The sequence below is a fragment of the Bacillus sp. AL-1R genome, assembly GCF_052180195.1.
Classification (GTDB): Bacteria; Bacillota; Bacilli; order Bacillales; family Bacillaceae_G; genus Gottfriedia.
In genome coordinates this window covers 2,865,691-2,883,852 of record NZ_CP197469.1, presented here as the reverse complement: position 1 = coordinate 2,883,852, position 18,162 = coordinate 2,865,691, and the positions used below count along the sequence as shown (strand labels likewise).

The following is an 18,162-nucleotide window of genomic DNA, read 5'->3' as shown; positions in this document are numbered from 1 at the left end:
ACTCATTGTTATCTGAAATTATCATTAAAAATTTTGCAATCATTGAGGAAGTTTCCATTTCATTTGAAAAGGGTTTAACTGTACTAAGTGGTGAAACAGGAGCGGGGAAGTCGATCATTATTGACGCTATCGGTCTGTTACTTGGTGGTCGTGGATCTGCAGAATTCGTAAGATATGATACTGAAAAAGCTGAAATTGAAGGCTTATTTCATATCGAAAATGAGAATCATCTAATTTATTCTAGATGCAGAGAATTAGGCTTTGACATTGAAGATGAAATGATCATTTTAAAAAGAGATATTACTTCATCTGGTAAAAGTGTATGCCGTATCAATGGGAAATTAGTGACAACTTCTATACTTAAGGAAATTGGTGGTTTACTTGTTGATATTCATGGGCAACATGAAAGCCAAGACTTAATGAATCAAGAATATCATTTACCGATGTTACAACAATATGATGAAAAAGCAATTGCTCCTTTGTATACTGAATATCAAACTATATTTAATAACTATACAGACTTAAAAAAACAGTTAAAACAATTAACTGAGAATGAACAACAAATGGCTCATAGGTTAGATTTAATTCAATTTCAGTTAACAGAAATACAAAATGCGAATTTGATGGAAAATGAAGACGATCAATTAATGGAAGAAAGACTCAAAATTTCAAATTTTGAACGCATTTATAAATCCTTAGTCGAAGCATATCAAAGTTTATCGCAAGATGGATCAGGTTTAGATTCGGTTAGGTCGAGTATGTATTCTTTAGAGTCAGTAACGAATATTGATAATGACATTAAAGAAATGCATGAAGGAATTAGTAGCAGCTATTACTTATTAGAGGATATATCATATCGATTACGTGATTCCATTGAGCAAATGGAATACGATCCAAATCGATTAAACGAAATAGAAACTCGTCTAAGTGAGATCTCTATGTTAAAAAAGAAGTATGGCCACAGTGTTGCTGATATCTTAAAATACGCAGAAGATATTGAACAAGAGTTGGATACTATTCAACATAAAGATATGCATATAGAGAAGTTGCAAAAAGACTTAGATCAAGTAACAAACAATCTAATTAATGCAGGTAAAGCTCTTTCAAATAAAAGAAAAGAATTAGCCATCAAATTGACTGCAGATATACATAAAGAATTAAAAGAACTTTATATGGATAAAACAACCTTTGAAATTATGTTTGATGTTGAAGAAGGTCAAGAATCAGATCCATTAATGGATGATCAGCATGTGAAGTTTAAAAAAGATGGATTTGATTTTGTTGAATTTTATATTTCAACAAACCCAGGTGAGCCTTTAAAGCCATTAGCAAAGGTTGCTTCTGGTGGCGAACTGTCAAGGATGTTCTTAGCATTAAAGAGTATTTTTACAAAGCATCAAGGGATTACTTCAATAATATTTGATGAAGTTGATACAGGGGTAAGTGGTAGAGTAGCACAGGCAATCGCAGAAAAAATACACAAAGTTTCAATCGATTCTCAAGTACTTTGTATAACTCACTTACCACAAGTTGCATCTATGGCAGATACGCATTTATTTATCGCCAAATTAATTGATGGAAATCGAACGAAAACTTCTGTTACTCCATTAAGAAATGATCAAAAAATTAATGAAATTGCAAGGATGATCGCTGGAGTTGAAATTACAGATGTAACGATACAACACGCTAAAGAATTGATTGATCAGGCAGCTTCTGCAAAATACCAATCTCAATGAGCAAAAGAGAATGTTTAATGATAGATTTTTCTATACATTAAATATTCTCTTTTTTTTATGGGAATTATTGATAAATTAGTAATTGGAAAATGCTAAATGAAACATACTAATACAACATTATACGTTAAAGATTCTATCATATTTTTACAATCATATTTTGCTTTTACAAAGCTAACATTAACTACATAGCCACGAATTAAAAAATGAAATTTGGCGCTAAGGAGAGTGATTCGCTTGTGAAAAAAATAAATGTTCAACGAATAATAAAAATTCTTCTCCTTTTATTTATAGTTGGTATTGGCGTGTTTAATATAAATCAAAATAATGTATTTTCATCTACCATAAAAAAGAAAGATCAGCAAGAAATTGTTAATGTAGCACTTGGGATGAATGAATTACCAAGTAAAAAGGTAGATGTAAAAGTATTAAACAGTTTAAGAATAATACCAGGAGGACAATCAATAGGAGTAAAACTTAATTCAGTAGGTGTCTTAGTCGTTGGACATCATTTAGTAAATACAAGTTCTGGACAAAAGTCTCCAGGTGAAATTGCCGGTATTAAAGTTGGAGACATGATTATAAAAATGAATGATAAACAAATCGAAAAAATGTCAGATGTATTACCGTTTATTCAAAAAGCAGGAAAGTATGGAAAGCCTATAAAAATCACAGTAAAACGAGAGGGTAAATATTATACAAAAATGTTGCAGCCTATTCGTGATCAAGGTCACAATAGTTATCGAATTGGATTATATATAAGAGATTCAGCCTCTGGTATTGGAACGATGACATTCATAGAACCTAAATCATTAAAATATGGGGCCCTAGGACATGTTATCTCTGATAGCGATACGAGAAAAGCCATTGAAGTAGAAGATGGGCATATTGTCTATTCAACAGTTACAGCAATTGAAAAAGGTGTAGATGGCTCACCAGGAGAAAAAATAGCGCATTTTGCGTTAGATCGTGGAACGATTGGTAATATCACTTCAAATAGTCCTTTTGGCATATTTGGTAAAGTTAACAATAAAATCGATAATGGGATCATGTCTAAACCATTACCAATTGCATTATCAAATGAAGTGAAAAAGGGTCCTGCAAAAATACTTACAGTAATCCATGATAATAAAGTAGAAGCTTTTGACATAGAAATAGTCAGTAGTATTCAACAAAAATTTCCTTCCACAAAAGGAATCATTTTAAAAGTTACTGATAAACGTTTACTGAAAGAAACTGGCGGAATTGTACAAGGTATGAGCGGCTCACCAATCATTCAAGATGGAAAATTAATCGGAGCCGTTACACATGTTTTTGTAAATGATTCGACTAGTGGATACGGAGTCCATATAGAGTGGATGCTTGATGAGGCAAAAGTACCGATTTATGATTATCAAAATAAAAAAGCTTCTTGATTTCTAAAATACACCTATCAGATATGTAGGTGTATTTTTATGTTTATTTTTATTATAGGAGCTCTCGTAGCTCCTATAGGGATAAATTACTACTTAGGTTCTTAATAGGGCTTAGGGGATTACCAGGATCCCCACAGGCTAACCTATGTAATAATATTACTTTACGAATTGATTTAAAGCTAAGATGAGATTTAGAATTTCAACGCCAAAAAAAATTCAACTATTTATTTTTTTGTACTGTATTTAGTTAAAAATAAGTCAAAATAGGAAAAAAATGGTAGTATACTAGTAGTAATATAAAAAGATTAAAAAAAATTTAATGTAAAGGATGGTTGATAGGACGCTTAATGTTACAGAATTGTAAATTTTTATTAAAAATTATAAATTTACATACTATTTCATTTTTTATATAATGAATTATATGTATATTTCGACTTAATACATAGTAGTTTTTAATCCAATCGTCGAATGCTAGAAGAAATTGAAGAAAACTATCTATATTAATAAAAATATTCAGAATTTATAATAAAAACAGGAAATAAATTTTTATTGTCGAAATTATCGGTAATAAGTAATGTAAATTCACTATAGAGGATGTAGGGAGGAACGGGCGTGGAGAAAATTAAAGTATTATTAGTTGATGATAATAAAGAACTTGTTATTATGTTAGAAAACTACATTAACGCACAGACAGATATGGAAGTGGTTGGTGTTGCGTTTAATGGACAAGACTGCTTACCTCTAGTGAAGGATAAAAAGCCAGATGTACTAGTCTTAGATATTATTATGCCTCATTTAGATGGTTTAGCTGTTTTAGATCGATTACGCGCTGGTTTAGTTGAAAAAATTCCAAATGTTATTATGCTAACTGCATTTGGCCAAGAAGATGTGACTAAAAAAGCTGTTGACCTTGGTGCATCATATTTTATCTTAAAACCATTTGATATGGAGCATTTAATTAGCAATATCCGTCAAGTAGTTGGGAAGGGTAGTGCAGTAACTAAACGTAATTCACCTTCTTTAGTTTCAAATTACGAAAGCAAGCCACGTAACTTAGATGCTAGTATCACAAGTATCATCCATGAAATTGGGGTACCTGCACATATTAAAGGATATATGTACTTACGTGAAGCGATTTCGATGGTATACAATGATATTGAGCTTCTAGGTTCTATTACAAAAGTCTTATATCCAGATATCGCTAAAAAGTTTAATACAACAGCTAGTCGAGTTGAACGTGCAATTCGTCATGCGATTGAAGTAGCGTGGAGTCGTGGAAATATTGATAGTATTTCTACATTATTCGGTTACACAATTTCAATGTCAAAGGCAAAACCAACAAATTCAGAATTTATTGCAATGGTAGCTGATAAATTACGTTTAGAACATAAAGCTTCTTAATTTATTTTTAGTATATGAAAAATTCAATTCCGATTAACTTCTGATAGTGATTCCACAGACATTTCTCTTAGCGAATAACTTCTTATGAGATCTTCGGTACTTTTTCGCATTAGCAATTATATTATTTGTTAAAAGAAAACGTTGTCTACAATAGACAACGTTTTCTTTTGGTGTTGAATCGTTTATTAAGTTATTATCAAATAGTCTAAAACAAGCGTCGCCACGTAATAAATTAGTTTGCTTAATAATTTTTGGTATGCTATAATATAAAATGCGCCACTGGAAATTTTAGAAAACGATATTATTACTACGAAATTTGGAAGAAAATTGGACGTATTCCATGACGCGTCAGCTATTTCAACCTTATTTGTAAATTAGTAGTAGTGTCTGTTAGTGAAGATTGTTGTGAAACAAGCTGCCTAATGGAACGGCCCTGGAGCCGAATTGCGAAAGAGAGGTAGGGCTTTCGCCAATAGACAACAATTTTAAAATTAAATTACTAACATATATAATATAAAGGCTATTCGTATACGATGTACGGATAGCCTTTTTCCATTTGTAAAATAAATTAATTATAATGGATCACGAAATGTTTATACAAAAAAATAGGACTACCAATAAGGTTGTCCTATCTTAAATTAGAATATAAATACAATCGTGAAAACAATCGCTACAATAAAACGATAAACTGCAAACCCTGTAAGTTTTACTTTCTCTAATAGTTTTAGGAAGGAAACAATCGCAAGTAATGCAACTATGAATGCAGTGATGAATCCAGTTACGAATAATGGTAAATCTGAAGCACTTAGAATATCGATATTTTTAATTAAATCTAATCCACTTGCAGCGATCATCATAGGTACTGCTAAAATAAAGGTAAATTCTGCAGAAGTTTTTCGATCTAAACCAAACAATAATCCACCAGCTATCGTAGAGCCTGATCGTGAAAATCCTGGCCAAAGAGCTAACATTTGGAAGCATCCAATAATAAAAGCTTGTTTATAAGAGATATGATCTAAATCAGATGATTTAGGATGTTTAGAGACTTTTTCAGCTACAATTAATAAAATACCGCCAGCTACTAATCCGATTACAACAGTTTTAGGTGAGAATAAAACATCTTTAATGAAATCATGGAAGATAAGCCCTACAATCCCGGCTGGAATTGCACCGATAATAATATGAATTAAGTTGAGGTTCGTTTGTCTATATCCATCTGATTTTACTCCTAGTACTGACCATAGTCGTTTCCAAAAAACAACAACTACTGCTAGGATTGAACCAAGTTGAACAATTACTTCAAAAAAAGTTGCTTTCTCCCCTGTGAAATTTAATAAATCAGCAACTAAAATCATATGACCAGTAGAAGAAACCGGTAAAAATTCTGTTAATCCTTCTACCATTCCCATGATCAAACCAATTAACCAATCAGGTAACATTTAAAAATACCTCCATAAATACTTTTCGTTTATAAAATATACGCAATACATTCCATTTTACTTGAAAACTACCTAATATGAAAGGAAGTTTAAATTAAAATTAGCTCATAATTGTTACTTATTTGTACAATTTTACATAAAAATGTAGTTTAAAGTTAGAATTAATAAAAAAAGAAGTAGAAAAACTACTTCTAAATTCTTTATTGACGCTAATTGACTATTTAGTTTCGTTATCCTTAGACGTTTCTTCGCTCTTAGACAAATCCAATTCCATCAATTTTTTCATTAATATATGCTGTGGCATATGCATAATTTGTTCTAAAGGAACGTTTAATTTCTTAGAAAGTAAAATTGCCGTTTCAGGCGAAATTTGCAATGGTCGCATAATAATCCTCCTTAGTTTCGTAAAATTAGTATACAATAAGAAAAAGAAGAAAGTACATATTTTCTCAACGTGGGGGGAATTTGAGTGGTCGAAATTATAGGTCATAGAGGTGCTGCAGGAACGTACCCAGAAAACACGATGGTTTCTTTTATGGCATGTGAAGATTTAGGGGCAGATGGAATAGAGTTAGATGTACACTTATCAAAAGATGGTGAAATCGTAGTTATTCATGATGAAACTATAAATCGTACTACAAACGGTAAAGGCTTCGTTAAAGATTATACGTTAGCTGAATTAAAGCAGTTTGATGCTAGTTATCGATTTAAACGTCAATTCAAGGGATGTACGATTCCTACCTTAAAAGAAGTATTTGATTGGGCAAAAGGAAATAATTTTAGTATTAATGTTGAATTAAAAAATGATAAAATCGAATACCATGGATTAGAAGAACGAGTAATTAATTTAATCCGTTCATATGAATATGAAAAAAGAATCGTTTTATCTTCGTTTAATCATAAAAGTATGCTTAAATTTCACTTAATGGCACCAGACATTGAAACTGCAGTTTTATATAATAGAAGAAGTAAAGAACCGTGGATCATTGCAGAAGATTATAAAGCAAATGGCATTCATCCTAATTACCGCATTATTACTGATGAAAAAATAGAACAAACAATGGAACATAAGATTGCTGTAAGACCGTATACAATTAATGAACCAGCTGTTATGAAACGATTAATTAGCGTCAAATGTACAGCGATTATAACTGACTACCCTGAGCTTGCTTTTCAAGTGAGAAGTCAACTTCTTAGTAAATAAAAAAGTGCTGATCTAAGCACTTTTTTTGTTTTGTTCAATATTCTTTTGTTTTAGGTTAAGTTATTACGCGTAAAAATTATCTTTTTAAAAATCTACCTTGAACCTTGTTTCGTTTACGGTCTCTAAATAATACAAAGCTTCCGACTAAATAGAAACCAACACCTAATGAAACAAGGCCGATTACTAATTGTAATGGGAGATTTGGAATGCCAAAAGAATGGATCAGAAATACCGTGTCACGAAGTAATTTAATTCCGAGAACTGCTAAAGCTATTGGTACAACAATCACAACGAATGCTAACATACGTGTAAATGATTCTTTCATGTTTATTAATTCCTCCGATAATAGTAACAATAAATTGTATAATTACGTAATTCTCTTTCTTCATAATCTTATACAAGGATAGTGTTGTCAAGACTTATAAAACATTTGAAATAGACGAAGGAATGACTTTATATATATAATAGTTTAATGTGTTTAATAATTTGTTGAAATTAGTAGGTGAACTAAGATGAAACAAAACGTAATGATCGTTGGAATGGGAACTGGAGGTACAGCAGTATTAAAACTACTATCACATTCTGATTTATTTCAAGTTGTTGCAGTAGTTGATATGATAAAAGAAGCTAAAGGATTAGAATTAGCTAAAAACTTACATATTCCAATATTAAAGGATTGGAAGTCTAATTTAAACGAAGAGATTGATGTTGTCATAAATACTACTGGAGATGAAACGATATACGAGGAAATAAACGAGTATAAAGCTAAACATACTTTAGTGATCCCGGGTTCAGTTGCAAAAATGATATCTGATCTTGTTCAAGAAAAAGAATCACTTTTTCATTTAATCGATAATAAAAAAAGACAACAAGAACTAATTTTGGACAACACTCACGATGGAATGATTGTTGTTGATAAATGGGGGAAAATTCTTTTATTTAATCGCTCTGCAGAAAGAATGTTAAATACTGATAAAGATGCTGCGATTGGTAGGTATATATTGGATGTTGTCCCGACTAGCAAGTTACCTAGAGTTCTTCAAACGAAAAAGAAGGAAATTAATCAAGAGCATATTTTAATTAATGGAAGTAAGATTTTTACAACCCGTATTCCAATCTTTCGAGAAGATGGTGAACTTGAAGGTGCCATTTCTGTTTTTAAAGATGATACTGAGGTATTAGATTTGGCAGAAGAGGTTACGAATTTAAAAGAAGTTCATAGCATGCTTGAGGCCGTCATTCAAAGTTCGGATGAAGCAATTTCAGTTGTAGATGAAAAAGGTAATGGAATTATTATTAATCCGGCATACACAAGATTGACTGGATTGTCGAGTGAACAAGTTATTGGTAAACATGCAACGATTGATATTACTGAAGGAGAAAGTGTTCATTTAAAAGTGTTAAAAACAAAACATGCAGTTCGTGGAGTACGAATGAAGGTCGGAAAGCAAAATCGTGATGTACTAGTAAATGTAGCGCCTGTAATTGTAGACGGTAAATTAAAGGGTAGTGTAGGGGTAATCCATGATGTTTCAGAAATTTCTCAGTTAACGAATGAACTACATAGAGCTCGTCAAATTATTAGGACATTAGAGGCAAAATATTCATTCGAGGATATAGCTGGTGAATCTGAAGGAATCAGTTTAGCAATCATGCAGGCTAAATTAGCAGCGAGTACTCCTGCTACCGTATTACTACGTGGGGAATCAGGAACTGGTAAGGAATTGTTTGCTCATGCGATTCATAATGAAAGCGATCGCAAATATAATAAATTTGTTCGAGTGAATTGTGCTGCGATTTCTGAATCTTTATTGGAAAGTGAATTATTTGGTTATGAAGAAGGTGCTTTTTCTGGCGCAAAACGTGGTGGGAAAAGAGGTTTATTTGAGGAAGCTAATAATGGTAGTATTTTCTTAGATGAAATTGGAGAATTATCACCTGCGATGCAAGCCAAACTATTAAGAGTCCTACAAGAGAAAGAAATAAGACGTGTTGGTGGGACAAAGGCTATTCCTATAAATGTGCGAGTGATTGCTGCGACGAATGTTCATCTAGAGGAAGCAATCATTGAAGGAAAGTTTCGAGAAGACCTGTATTATCGATTAAATAAACTTCCTATTATTATTCCTGCACTAAAGGATCGAATTGAAGATATTTTGCCGATTAGTGAGAGGTTGTTAGCAAAAATTAATCAAGACTATGGTAGAAATGTTGAGGGGATTTCATTATCAGCATTAAATAAATTGAAAAGTTACAATTGGCCAGGTAATGTTAGGGAATTGGAAAATGTGCTAGGAAGAGCTGTTATCTTTATGAAATTTAATGAAAAACAAATCAACCCTGAACATTTAACAGCGATTGTACAAGTTAAGCAAGAACAATCTATTCATCAAAATGAAGTTCATACTGAAGAAATAAGCTCCCTTGATGAAATGGTTATAAATTATGAAGGTGAAATTATTGAAAAAATATTAATGAAAAATAATGGCAATAAAACAAAGACAGCAAAAGAGCTTGGGATATCAGTAAGGAATTTGTATTATAAATTGGAAAAATATCACACTGCAAAAAATAGCACGCAATAATTTGCGTGCTATGAATATTTTTGCATACAATTACTGTCATTTTTCAAAATATTGTTGTAGAATAGATTTATTGGTGTTACTAGTACCTGGTACTAGATTGTTGGTAATGTAAGGCTTTTCAACTATTTTTAAAATAGTTTTATCCTTTTTGAAAAGTTGGCACGCTAATTGCTTTATATAGTGCAGGGGGATGAAAGGAAGGGCTTTCAATGAATTTAACAGATATAATGTTACGTGCGAAAAATCATACTAGGCAAACTGTTGCTGTAGCTGTTGCTGAGGACTTCGAAGTAAAAGAAGCAGTTTCAATTGCATTAGATAATGATTTAGCAAACTTTTTACTTTTCGGAAATGAGCAAGCCATCTATGAAATGTATGAAGATTTATTAAAAAACGAACAATTTGCAGAAAGACTAAAAATTGTTCATTCTCATTCAGTTAAAGAGGCTGCTAAAAATGCAGTTGTAGCTGTTCGCTCTGGTGAAGCTTCAATTGTAATGAAAGGTAATCTTCCATCGTCAGTTCTTCTAAAAGAAGTATTGAATAAAGAATATGGTTTAAGAGATAAAAGTGTTTTATCACATGTTGCAATATTCGATGTACCAGGTAGAGACAAGGCAGTTATCGTAACGGATGCTGCAATGAACATCGCACCTACTTTAGAACAAAAGGCGAAAATTATTGAAAACAGTGTTGATATTGCAAGGAAAATAGGAATAGAAACCCCTAAAGTTGCTGTACTGGCAGCTGTTGAAGTAGTAAACCCTGCAATGCAAGCAACACTAGATGCAGCAACACTAACTGTCATGAATACAAGAGGACAAATTAAAAATTGTATTGTTGATGGACCATTAGCGCTTGATAATGCCATTTCTGTTGAAGCAGCAAAACATAAAGGCTTGACTGGAGAAGTTGCTGGGCAAGCTGATATATTATTAGTACCTACAATAGAAACTGGAAATATTTTATATAAATCTTTAGTCTTTATGGCTAACTCAGAAGTGGCTGCACTTATTGCTGGAGCAAAGGCACCGATTGTTTTAACATCGCGTTCTGACTCTGCAATGACAAAATTATATTCATTAGCATTAGCTATATGTAATTCAAAAAACTAAACTTACACATTTTAAGGGAGCTGTTATTACATGGAAATCTTCAAATACTTAGAAACTTATGATTATGAGCAAGTTGTTTTCTGCCAAGATAAAGCATCAGGATTAAAAGCAATCATTGCGATCCACGATACTACATTAGGTCCAGCTTTAGGTGGAACAAGAATGTGGACTTACGAAACAGAAGAAGCTGCAATTGAAGATGCTCTACGTTTAGCAAAAGGTATGACTTATAAAAATGCTGCTGCTGGCTTAAACTTAGGTGGAGGAAAAACTGTAATCATCGGTGATCCACGTAAAGATAAAAACGAAGCAATGTTCCGTGCATTTGGTCGTTATATCCAAGGCTTAAATGGTCGTTATATTACTGCTGAAGACGTAGGTACTACTGTTGCAGATATGGATTTAATTCACGAAGAAACTGACTATGTAACAGGTATTTCACCATCATTTGGTTCTTCAGGTAATCCATCTCCAGTTACTGCATTTGGTGTATACCGTGGTATGAAAGCTGCTGCAAAAGAAGCATTTGGTACTGATAGCTTAGAAGGTAAAAAAATTGCGATTCAAGGTGTTGGTAATGTTGCTTACAGCCTTTGCGAGTACTTACATGAAGAAGGTGCTCAATTAATCGTAACAGATATCAATAAAGAAGCTGTACAACGTGCAGTTGAAGCATTTGGTGCTACAGCAGTAGATCCAGATGATATTTATGGAGTAGAATGTGATATTTATGCACCATGTGCACTTGGTGCAACAATTAATGATAAAACGATCCCACAATTAAAAGCGAAAGTTATTGCGGGTTCTGCAAATAACCAATTAAAAGAAACTCGTCATGGTGATTTAATCCATGAATTAGGAATCGTTTATGCTCCTGACTATGTAATCAACTCTGGTGGAGTAATCAACGTAGCAGATGAGTTATACGGATATAACTACGACCGTGCAATGAAAAAAGTTGAAGGTTTATATGATAACATTGCAAAAGTTATCGAAATTTCAAAACGTGACGGAATTCCAACATATTTAGCTGCAGACCGTTTAGCTGAAGAGCGTATCGCTACAATGGCAAAATCTCGTAGCCAATTCTTATCAAATGGTCACAATATCTTAAGCAGAAGATAATTGACTAATTTAAATGTAACTTAAAATTCCTTTATTTTTTAGATGGAAAGAAAGAGCGAAGTAATAGTACCTCTTTCTTTCTAGTTATAAAGGTAAGGTAAACTTAGAAGGGAGAGTGTTGACAATGCATCGTATTTTAGTTATTAATCCTGGCAGCACATCCACAAAGGTTGGTGTATTTGATGATGAAAAACCAATTTTTGAACAAACAATACGCCATGACGATGAAGAATTAAATAATTACAAAACAATAATTGATCAATATGAATTTAGAAAAAATGTTATTTTAGAAGTATTACACAAAGAAGGTATTAACATCTCTAAATTAAGTGCTGTTTGTGGTCGAGGAGGATTACTAAGACCAATCGAAGGTGGAACTTATGCAGTAAATGAAATCATGTTAGAAGATTTGAAAATTGGTTATAGCGGGCAACATGCTTCAAATCTGGGTGGGATCATTGCGAATGAGATTGCACAAGGATTAAACATCCCAGCATTTATTGTTGATCCAGTAGTTGTTGATGAATTAGATCCAGTTGCAAGAATCAGCGGACAATCACTTATGGAAAGAAGAAGTGTTTTCCATGCTTTAAACCAAAAAGCTGTAGCACGAAAAGTGTCAAAACAACTAGAACAGTCATATAACGATTTAAACCTTATTATCGCCCACATGGGTGGAGGTGTGAGTGTTGGTGCTCATAAAAAAGGACGCGTAATTGACGTAAATAACGGTTTAGATGGTGAAGGACCTTTTAGCCCAGAGCGAGCTGGAACTGTACCAATTGGTGATTTAATAAAACTTTGTTTCTCTGGTGACTACTATATTAACGAAGTTCAAAAAATGATGGTTGGTCAAGGTGGTTTAGTAAGCTATCTTGGTACAGCTGATGCAATTAAAGTCGAAAATATGATTGAAGATGGTGACGAAAAAGCTGCATTAGTATATGAAGCAATGGCTTACCAAGTCGCAAAAGAAATTGGAAGTGCGGCAGCTGTTCTTGAAGGAAATATTGATGCAATTATATTAACAGGTGGAATTGCTTATAGTGATTTTATTGTTAATGAAATAACAAAAAGAGTTAAATGGATGGCACGTGTAATTGTTTTACCAGGTGAAAATGAACTTCAAGCTCTTTGTGAAGGTGCACTTCGCGTACTTCGTGAAGAAGAAGAAGCAAAAATCTATCCTGGAGAATTTGCAGTTAAATCTTTAGTATAAATGTGAGGAGAATTTCATCATGGCAACAGAATATGATTTAGTCGTACTCGGTGGCGGTACTGGTGGCTATGTAGCTGCTATTCGTGCTTCTCAATTAGGATTAAAAGTGGCAGTAGTAGAAAAAAATAAACTAGGTGGAACTTGCTTACATGCAGGCTGTATCCCAAGTAAAGCATTATTACGTAGTGCAGAAGTTTATTCAACTGCTAAAAAAAGTGAAGAGTTTGGTGTTGAAACAGAAGGCGTAACATTAAACTTTAGCAAAGTACAACAAAGAAAAGAAAATATCGTTGCCGGGCTTCATAAAGGTGTTGAACACTTAATGAAACAAGGTAAGATCGATGTATACAATGGATTGGGACGTATTTTAGGACCTTCAATCTTCTCTCCAATGCCAGGAACAATTTCAGTAGAAATGAACGACGGTAGCGAGAACGAAATGCTAATTCCTAAGAATGTATTAGTCGCAACTGGTTCAAGACCAAAGTCTTTACCTGGATTAACAATTGATGGTGAGCATGTAATGTCATCTGACGAGGCGTTAAAAATGGAGTCACTTCCAGCGTCAATTATTATCGTTGGTGGCGGTGTAATCGGTATTGAGTGGGCTTCAATGTTAGCAGATTTTGGTGTTGAGGTAACAGTAATCGAGTATAGTAAAACGATCTTACCTTTAGAAGACGAAGAAATTTCTAAAGAAATGACAAGATTATTAAAGAAAAAAGGCATTAAATTAGTTACGGATGCGAAAGTTTTAGCTGAAACTTTAGTAATCGATAATGGCGTAAGAATTAATGCCCTTCATAAAGATACTGAGAAATCTTTCACTGCTGAAAAAATGTTAGTATCAGTTGGCCGTCAAGCGAATGTTGAAGGAATCGGCCTAGAAAATACTGACATCGTAGTTGAAAATGGATTTATCCAAACAAATGCTAATTACCAAACGAAAGAATCACATATTTACGCGATTGGTGATGTAATTGGTGGTTTACAATTAGCACATGTTGCTTCAAGAGAAGGTACAATTGCAGTTGAGCATATTGCAGGTAATTCACCACTTCCTTTAGATCCAACAATGGTTAGTAAATGTGTATATAGTAATCCAGAAGTTGCATCTGTTGGTTTAACTGAACGTGAAGCGAAAGAAAAAGGCTATACAGTTAAAAAAGGAAAATTCTCATTCCGTGCAATCGGTAAAGCTTTAGTTTACGGTGAGCATGATGGATTTGTTAAAATTATCGTTGATGAAGAGACAAATGATCTACTAGGTGTCCATATGATTGGACCTCATGTAACTGATATGATTTCTGAGGCAGGCTTAGCACGTGTATTAGATGCAACGGCTTGGGAAATTTCTCATACAATTCATCCACATCCTTCATTATCTGAAGCTATTGGTGAAGCAGCACTTGCTGTAGAAGGATTAGCAATTCACTCTTAATTTAAAAAATTGAAATGTAGAGAGCAAATCTCTACATTTCATCACTATAATGATTTAAAACGCTTCCACACATGTATGTGGTAAAAGGGGGATATTTATGGAAAAGGTTACAACTTCAAACCGTCATGAACAGCTTGGTCTATCAAATGATGATGTTCTTAGTATGTATGAAACAATGCTAATGGCACGTCGTATTGATGAGCGTATGTGGTTATTAAATCGTGCTGGTAAAATTCCGTTCGTTATTTCTTGTCAAGGACAAGAAGCAGCACAAGTTGGATCAGCTTACGCATTAGATAATACAAAAGATTACGTATTACCATATTACCGTGATATGGGTGTTGTTTTACAATTTGGAATGACTGCAAAAGAATTAATGCTTTCTGGCTTTGCAAAAGCAGAAGATCCAAACTCTGGTGGTCGTCAAATGCCAGGTCACTTTGGACAAAAGAAAAACCGTATCGTTACAGGTTCATCTCCAGTTACAACTCAAGTACCTCATGCTGTTGGTGTAGCACTAGCTGCAAAAATGGAAGGTAAAGATATTGTCTCTTGGGTTTCATTTGGTGAAGGCTCTTCTAACCAAGGTGATTTCCATGAAGGTGCAAACTTTGCTGGTGTACATAAGTTACCAGTAATTTTCATGTGTGAAAATAACAAATATGCGATCTCAGTTCCGATTGAGAAACAATTAGCTTGTGAAAAAGTATCTGATCGTGCAATTGGATATGGTATGCCTGGTTTCACTGTTGATGGAAATGATCCTTTAGAAGTTTATCGTGTAACAAAAGAAGCAGTTGACCGTGCACGTCGTGGTGAAGGACCAACATTAATCGAAGCTGTATCTTATCGATTAACTGCACACTCTAGTGATGATGATGATCGTATTTACCGTTCTCGTGAAGAAGTAGAAGAAGCAAAAAGCAAAGATTGCTTATTTACATTTGCTAAGTATCTTCATGAAGTTGGTGTGTTAACAGAAGAAATAGAAAAAGAAATAGATACAAAAATTCGTGCAATCGTTGATGAAGCAACTGACTACGCAGAAAACGCTCCATATGCAGCACCTGAGCATGCATTGAAGTTTGTTTACGAAGAATAAGAGGGGGTAGGACAATATGGCAGTAATTTCTTATATAGATGCAGTAACTTTAGCGTTAAAAGAGGAAATGGAACGCGATCCAAAGGTATTTGTATTAGGGGAAGACGTTGGATTAAAAGGTGGAGTATTTAAAGCGACTCATGGTCTATATGATCAATTTGGTGAGGATCGAGTATTAGATACACCACTTGCAGAATCTGCAATTGCGGGTGTTGGTATTGGTGCTGCAATGTACGGACTTAGACCAGTAGCTGAAATGCAATTTGCTGATTTCATCATGCCTGCAGTAAACCAAATTATTTCTGAGGCATCAAGAATTCGTTACCGTTCAAACAATGACTGGACTTGTCCTATTACGATTCGTGCTCCTTATGGAGGCGGTGTACACGGGGCACTTTATCATTCTCAATCTGTTGAAAAGGTATTTGCAGGTCAACCAGGATTAAAAATTGTCATGCCTTCTACTCCTTATGATGTTAAAGGATTATTAAAAGCAGCAATTCGTGATAATGACCCAGTAATTTTCTTTGAGCATAAACGTGCTTATCGTTTAATTAAAGGTGAAGTACCTGAAACTGATTATGTACTTCCAATTGGTAAAGCTGATGTAAAACGTGAAGGTGAAGATATTACAATCATCACTTACGGATTATGTGTACATTTTGCTCTTCAAGCTGCTGAGAAATTAGCTCAAGATGGTATTTCTGTACATGTATTAGATTTACGTACAATTTATCCATTAGATAAAGAATCTATTATCGAAGCTGCTTCTAAAACAGGAAAAGTTTTATTAGTAACTGAAGATAATAAAGAAGGAAGTATCATGAGCGAAGTTGCAGCAATTATTGCTGAAAATTGCTTATTTGAGTTAGATGCGCCAATCGCACGCCTTGCTGGCCCTGATGTTCCGGCAATGCCTTACTCTCCTACAATGGAAAAATTCTTCATGGTTAATCCAGATAAAGTAGAAAAAGCGGCTAGAGAACTTGCAGCATTTTAATGGCACTGTTTGAAAAAGGGGGACATAATGATGATCGAAAATATTAAAATGCCTCAATTAGGTGAAAGTGTAACTGAGGGTACAATTAGTACTTGGTTAGTAAAAGTAGGAGATCGTGTAAATAAATACGATCCACTTGCTGAAGTTATGACAGATAAAGTTAATGCTGAAGTACCATCTTCATTTTCTGGTGTGATTAAAGAATTAATCGCAGGTGAAGGTGAAACTTTAGCTGTTGGTGAAATCATTTGTACGATTGAAGTTGAAGGAGCTTCTGATGAAGTAGCTGCTACAACAGTCGAAGAAACTAAACCTGTTGAAAAAACTGCACCTGTAGCACCAGTACAAACTCCTGTAGCTGCTGCACCGGTTCAAACGATTGCTAAAACTGATGAGTCTGGTAAAGTACGTTATTCACCGGCTGTACTTCGTTTAGCACAAGAAAATAATTTAGATCTTTCATTAATTCCTGGTACAGGAAATAATGGTCGAGTTACTCGAAAAGATGTTTTAAATGCAATTGCAAATGGTGTGCCTCAAGCAGCACCAGCACCTGTTGCAGTTGAAACTCCTGCTCAACCAGTAGTAGCACAAACTGCTCCTGCTGCCCAAGTAGCGAAAACACCTGCTGCACCACCAGCACCTGTTATTCCTACAGCAGTTGGCGATATTGAAATTCCAGTTACAGGTGTACGTAAGGCAATTGCTTCAAATATGTTACGTAGTAAACATGAAGCTCCACATGCTTGGATGATGATTGAAGTAGATGTTACAAACTTAGTAAATTACAGAAACAGCATTAAAGATTCTTTCAAACAAAAAGAAGGTTTCTCTTTAACATTCTTCGCATTCTTTGTTAAAGCTGTAGCGCAAGCACTTAAAGAATACCCAATGATTAATTCAATGTGGGCTGGAGACAAAATCATCCAAAAGAAAGATATTAACTTATCGATCGCTGTTGCAACGGACGATGCATTATTTGTTCCAGTTATTAAAAATGCTGATGAGAAAACAATCAAAGGTATTGCACGAGAAATTACTGAATTAGCTACAAAAGTTCGTACTGGTAAATTAAAATCAGACGAAATGCAAGGTGGCACATTCACTGTAAATAACACTGGATCATTTGGTAGTGTTCAAAGTGCAGGTATCATTAACTATCCACAAGCTGCAATTTTACAAATCGAAAGCATCGTAAAACGTCCATCTGTTGTAAATGGAATGATTGGCGTTCGCGACATGGTTAACCTATGTTTATCTCTTGATCACCGCGTACTTGACGGATTCATTTGTGGTAAATTCTTAGGAAGAGTAAAAGAAATTCTAGAAAATACAACAAAAGAAAATACGAGCGTATACTAATTTTTAAACAAAAGAGGTTGT

The 18,162-nt window shown here is 34.0% G+C and carries 15 protein-coding genes; 12 read left to right on the top strand and 3 right to left on the bottom strand.

What is annotated here, in order from left to right:
- Window positions 1-5: 5 nt before the first annotated feature.
- From recN to spo0A, 3 genes are all read left to right on the top strand, one after another.
- Window positions 6-1,736, top strand: coding sequence for a DNA repair protein RecN (gene recN, locus ACSBO6_RS13760; protein ID WP_498843508.1), 1,731 nt, complete (start codon window positions 6-8; stop codon window positions 1,734-1,736).
- Between the two features lie 245 nt (window positions 1,737-1,981).
- Entirely contained in the window at window positions 1,982-3,148 is a 1,167-nt protein-coding gene (gene spoIVB, locus ACSBO6_RS13755) for a SpoIVB peptidase (protein WP_483295166.1), read from the top strand.
- A 612-nt stretch (window positions 3,149-3,760) separates the two neighbouring features.
- Window positions 3,761-4,549 carry a sporulation transcription factor Spo0A gene (gene spo0A, locus ACSBO6_RS13750; RefSeq protein ID WP_098232839.1) on the top strand — a complete coding sequence of 263 codons (789 nt, stop codon included), beginning with the start codon at window positions 3,761-3,763 and terminating at the stop codon, window positions 4,547-4,549.
- A gap of 638 nt (window positions 4,550-5,187) precedes the next feature.
- Here spo0A and bacA read toward each other — a convergent pair.
- The gene (gene bacA, locus ACSBO6_RS13745) at window positions 5,188-5,988 is read right to left on the bottom strand and encodes an undecaprenyl-diphosphate phosphatase (RefSeq protein ID WP_098844832.1); all 801 of its coding nucleotides are present in this window, start codon (window positions 5,986-5,988) and stop codon (window positions 5,188-5,190) included.
- Between the two features lie 217 nt (window positions 5,989-6,205).
- Complete coding sequence (locus ACSBO6_RS13740) at window positions 6,206-6,373, bottom strand: YycC family protein (RefSeq protein WP_098844829.1); 168 nt, start codon at window positions 6,371-6,373, stop codon at window positions 6,206-6,208.
- A gap of 84 nt (window positions 6,374-6,457) precedes the next feature.
- Here ACSBO6_RS13740 and ACSBO6_RS13735 point away from each other — a divergent pair, with 84 nt between their 5' ends.
- On the top strand, window positions 6,458-7,192 hold the full coding sequence (locus ACSBO6_RS13735) for a glycerophosphodiester phosphodiesterase (protein WP_286138253.1): 735 nt from the start codon (window positions 6,458-6,460) through the stop codon (window positions 7,190-7,192).
- A 76-nt stretch (window positions 7,193-7,268) separates the two neighbouring features.
- On the opposite strand, the gene ACSBO6_RS13730 is transcribed toward ACSBO6_RS13735, so the two are convergent.
- Window positions 7,269-7,517 (bottom strand): DUF2627 domain-containing protein, encoded by a 249-nt coding sequence (locus ACSBO6_RS13730; protein WP_098844826.1) that lies wholly within the window; start codon window positions 7,515-7,517, stop codon window positions 7,269-7,271.
- Window positions 7,518-7,704: 187 nt separating this feature from the next.
- On the opposite strand from ACSBO6_RS13730, the gene ACSBO6_RS13725 reads away from it, so the two are divergent.
- From ACSBO6_RS13725 to ACSBO6_RS13690, 8 genes are all read left to right on the top strand, one after another.
- Window positions 7,705-9,777, top strand: coding sequence for a sigma-54 interaction domain-containing protein (locus ACSBO6_RS13725; RefSeq protein WP_098844824.1), 2,073 nt, complete (start codon window positions 7,705-7,707; stop codon window positions 9,775-9,777).
- Window positions 9,778-9,986: 209 nt separating this feature from the next.
- Window positions 9,987-10,892 (top strand): phosphate butyryltransferase, encoded by a 906-nt coding sequence (gene yqiS, locus ACSBO6_RS13720; protein WP_098844821.1) that lies wholly within the window; start codon window positions 9,987-9,989, stop codon window positions 10,890-10,892.
- A 30-nt stretch (window positions 10,893-10,922) separates the two neighbouring features.
- Entirely contained in the window at window positions 10,923-12,017 is a 1,095-nt protein-coding gene (gene bcd / locus ACSBO6_RS13715) for a branched-chain amino acid dehydrogenase (RefSeq protein ID WP_098844818.1), read from the top strand.
- A gap of 118 nt (window positions 12,018-12,135) precedes the next feature.
- Complete coding sequence (gene buk, locus ACSBO6_RS13710; protein ID WP_180232824.1) at window positions 12,136-13,236, top strand: butyrate kinase; 1,101 nt, start codon at window positions 12,136-12,138, stop codon at window positions 13,234-13,236.
- Between the two features lie 19 nt (window positions 13,237-13,255).
- Window positions 13,256-14,677: a dihydrolipoyl dehydrogenase gene (lpdA, locus tag ACSBO6_RS13705; RefSeq protein WP_098844814.1), complete on the top strand. Its 1,422-nt coding sequence runs from the start codon at window positions 13,256-13,258 to the stop codon at window positions 14,675-14,677.
- Between the two features lie 97 nt (window positions 14,678-14,774).
- On the top strand, window positions 14,775-15,779 hold the full coding sequence (locus ACSBO6_RS13700) for a thiamine pyrophosphate-dependent dehydrogenase E1 component subunit alpha (protein WP_098844811.1): 1,005 nt from the start codon (window positions 14,775-14,777) through the stop codon (window positions 15,777-15,779).
- 16 nt (window positions 15,780-15,795) lie between these two features.
- The gene (locus ACSBO6_RS13695; protein ID WP_098844809.1) at window positions 15,796-16,779 is read left to right on the top strand and encodes an alpha-ketoacid dehydrogenase subunit beta; all 984 of its coding nucleotides are present in this window, start codon (window positions 15,796-15,798) and stop codon (window positions 16,777-16,779) included.
- Between the two features lie 27 nt (window positions 16,780-16,806).
- Complete coding sequence (locus ACSBO6_RS13690; protein WP_098844806.1) at window positions 16,807-18,141, top strand: dihydrolipoamide acetyltransferase family protein; 1,335 nt, start codon at window positions 16,807-16,809, stop codon at window positions 18,139-18,141.
- Window positions 18,142-18,162: the final 21 nt, after the last annotated feature.

Coding starts and splice junctions, on each gene's coding strand:
- ACSBO6_RS13725 (WP_098844824.1), top strand. CDS start 7,705: ATGAAACAAAACGTAATGATCGTTGGAATGGGAACTGGAGGTACAGCA.
- ACSBO6_RS13740 (WP_098844829.1), bottom strand. CDS start 6,373: ATGCGACCATTGCAAATTTCGCCTGAAACGGCAATTTTACTTTCTAAG.
- ACSBO6_RS13700 (WP_098844811.1), top strand. CDS start 14,775: ATGGAAAAGGTTACAACTTCAAACCGTCATGAACAGCTTGGTCTATCA.
- bcd (WP_098844818.1), top strand. CDS start 10,923: ATGGAAATCTTCAAATACTTAGAAACTTATGATTATGAGCAAGTTGTT.
- ACSBO6_RS13690 (WP_098844806.1), top strand. CDS start 16,807: ATGATGATCGAAAATATTAAAATGCCTCAATTAGGTGAAAGTGTAACT.
- ACSBO6_RS13730 (WP_098844826.1), bottom strand. CDS start 7,517: ATGAAAGAATCATTTACACGTATGTTAGCATTCGTTGTGATTGTTGTA.
- ACSBO6_RS13695 (WP_098844809.1), top strand. CDS start 15,796: ATGGCAGTAATTTCTTATATAGATGCAGTAACTTTAGCGTTAAAAGAG.
- bacA (WP_098844832.1), bottom strand. CDS start 5,988: ATGTTACCTGATTGGTTAATTGGTTTGATCATGGGAATGGTAGAAGGA.
- yqiS (WP_098844821.1), top strand. CDS start 9,987: ATGAATTTAACAGATATAATGTTACGTGCGAAAAATCATACTAGGCAA.
- lpdA (WP_098844814.1), top strand. CDS start 13,256: ATGGCAACAGAATATGATTTAGTCGTACTCGGTGGCGGTACTGGTGGC.